Raw genomic sequence first — 2,055 nt, forward strand, 5'->3', positions numbered from 1 at the left:
TTAAAAATCAAACCAATATGTAACTTTTTTTAATTGTTTTACACTTACCGAAAAGTAATTACGGAATTACTATATTTGTTAACTAATCAAAACCTAAATTTATTATGAACGCAATCTTTAAAAAAAACGCAATTACCTTTGGTGTAATCTCAGGATTAATTGGAATTGGAGTAACCACTTTAATGTACTTAATTGATTTAAAGCTATTTGTTAATATGTGGATTGGCTTTGGAATGCTGGCCATGTGGATCGTAATCGGATGTATATTACTTTCAAAATCAAAAAAAGAAAACCAGGGTGTTATGACTTTCAAAGAAGGTTTTACCACTTATTTCCTATCTGCTGTTATTGGAATCTTAATCTCGACTGCTTTCAATATTCTTCTTTTTAATTTTATTGATACCGGAGCAAGGGAAACTGTAACTGAGCATTTGTTGGATATGCAGGTTGGTATGATACAAAAATTTGGAGGCACACAGGCACAAATCAACGAAGCAATTGCTAATGTAAAAGAAAACTCTCAGTTTTCATTAAAAGGGCAATTAATGGGAATTGGTCAAGCTATGATTGGCGCCATAATTTTCGGTTTAATCTTAGCTGCAATTTTCAAATCTAAAAACAAAGAATCGTTTTAATGAATTTATCCATAATAATTCCACTTCTTAACGAACAGGAATCTTTACCCGAATTACACCAATGGATTGTCAAAGTAATGACAACCCATAATTATTCTTATGAAGTAATTTTTATAGATGATGGTAGTACGGATGAGTCGTGGCATATTATTGAACACCTTTCTAAAGAAAACCCAAACGTAAAAGGAATTCGTTTTCTTAGAAATTTTGGCAAATCTCAAGCATTGCATGCTGGTTTTGCTAAAGCCGAAGGTGATGTAATCATTACTATGGATGCCGATTTACAAGATAGTCCGGAAGAAATTCCGGACTTATACAATATGATTTTGAACCAAAACTTTGATTTGGTTTCAGGTTGGAAAAAGAAACGATACGATTCTGTTGTTGGTAAAAATCTGCCTTCTAAATTATTCAATTGGGCTGCACGAAAAACATCGGGTGTTCATCTAAATGATTTCAACTGTGGATTAAAAGCCTATAAAAATGTCGTTATCAAGAACATAGAAGTTTCGGGCGAAATGCACCGCTACATTCCTGTTTTGGCTAAAAACGCCGGATTTGGAAAAATAGGCGAAAAAATAGTCATCCATCAGGCCCGGAAATATGGTGAATCAAAATTTGGCATGAACCGTTTTATCAATGGTTTTTTAGATTTGATTACGATTTGGTTTTTATCCAAATATGGCAAACGTCCGATGCATCTTTTTGGTGCGCTTGGCGTTATCATGTTCATCATCGGTTCTATATCAACTTTTTTGATAATTGCCATCAAGCTTTTAAAACTGTTCGTTTTTGACGAACCAACGATTCTAGTAACAGAAAATCCCCTTTTCTATATCGCTTTAACGGCTATGATTATTGGTTCTCAACTATTCTTAGCGGGATTTTTGGGCGAAATAATTTTAAGAACAAAAAACAACGAAGAGCGTTATAAAATTTCTAAAGAAGTGAATTTGTAATTTTTTTGTGGTCGCAATTTGTGACCTCAAAGCACATGTTATTATGGAACTTGAAGTCATAAAAAATAAAATTTACGAAATAAGAGGACACAAAGTGATGCTCGATTTTGATTTGGCGGAACTTTACAATACTGAAACTAAAAGAATTAAAGAGTCTGTCAGAAGAAACATCAATCGTTTTCCAACAGATTTTATGTTCGAGCTTACCGAAAATGAATTTCAAAGTTTGAGGTCGCAAATTGCGTCCTCAAACAGAGGTGGTTCGAGATATATGCCTTTTGCTTTTCCCGAACAAGGTGTTGCAATGTTATCAAGCATATTGAATAGTGATAAAGCAATTGAAATAAATATTGCAATAATGAGGACATTTGTTACCATAAGGCAATTTTCATTGAGCTATGCTGAACTCAAAACTAGAATTGAAGAAATCGAAAAGCAATTTCCAGATATATATAAAGCGT

General features: G+C 33.2%; 3 protein-coding genes. All 3 read left to right on the top strand.

The features are described from left to right. Positions 1-104: 104 nt before the first annotated feature. Positions 105-635 carry a DUF4199 domain-containing protein gene (locus ABIQ27_RS01505; protein ID WP_348031392.1) on the top strand — a complete coding sequence of 177 codons (531 nt, stop codon included), beginning with the start codon at positions 105-107 and terminating at the stop codon, positions 633-635. Next, positions 635-1,594, top strand: coding sequence for a glycosyltransferase family 2 protein (locus tag ABIQ27_RS01510; RefSeq protein ID WP_348031394.1), 960 nt, complete (start codon positions 635-637; stop codon positions 1,592-1,594). The genes ABIQ27_RS01505 and ABIQ27_RS01510 overlap by 1 nt, the downstream gene beginning before the upstream one ends. A gap of 43 nt (positions 1,595-1,637) precedes the next feature. Beyond that, positions 1,638-2,055, top strand: a 418-nt coding sequence (locus ABIQ27_RS01515; RefSeq protein ID WP_348031396.1) for an ORF6N domain-containing protein, incomplete at its 3' end; no start/stop codon positions are given.

Origin of the sequence: Flavobacterium sp. (assembly GCF_039916025.1) — a bacterium.
GTDB lineage: Bacteria > Bacteroidota > Bacteroidia > Flavobacteriales > Flavobacteriaceae > Flavobacterium.

Excerpts from the sequence above, each read along its gene's own strand:
- ABIQ27_RS01505 (WP_348031392.1), top strand. The coding sequence starts at position 105 with ATGAACGCAATCTTTAAAAAAAACGCAATTACCTTTGGTGTAATCTCA.
- ABIQ27_RS01510 (WP_348031394.1), top strand. The coding sequence starts at position 635 with ATGAATTTATCCATAATAATTCCACTTCTTAACGAACAGGAATCTTTA.